Below are 324 nucleotides of genomic sequence, written 5' to 3' on the forward strand. Positions count from 1 at the left end.
TTCTCCGGCGAGGTAGGCGCGATACCTAGCAATCTCTTGCCACGGCACGCTGAAGAGAGCGTGCCATCCGCGCTTTAGCCTGTCTTCCTTTGCTTCCTTGCCTTTGATCTTCGGTTCGGGTGGCGGAGGCGAGGTGTCTTCATATGCTTGGACTAAACGCGAGTCCGCGTCGAACAGTCTCTGCTCAAGGACAGGCGATAGGACCTCCCGCACCGTAGCGCCGTCTTTGAACGTGGCGGCGGTGAATCCCATGACTGCGGCGTGAATGTTGTTCAAGGCCGCTTGGCGTTCAGCACTGGTCTGCGGCAGCTTCGCAAGTGCGCC

1 pseudogene is annotated in these 324 nt (G+C 59.6%); it reads right to left on the reverse strand.

The window, feature by feature from the left end:
- Window positions 1-276, reverse strand: a pseudogene (locus ACSFA3_RS24930) (UvrD-helicase domain-containing protein); the annotation flags it as partial.
- Between the last annotated feature and the right edge of the window lie 48 nt (window positions 277-324).

The organism is Variovorax glucosi, assembly GCF_051216695.1.
GTDB lineage: Bacteria > Pseudomonadota > Gammaproteobacteria > Burkholderiales > Burkholderiaceae_C > Variovorax.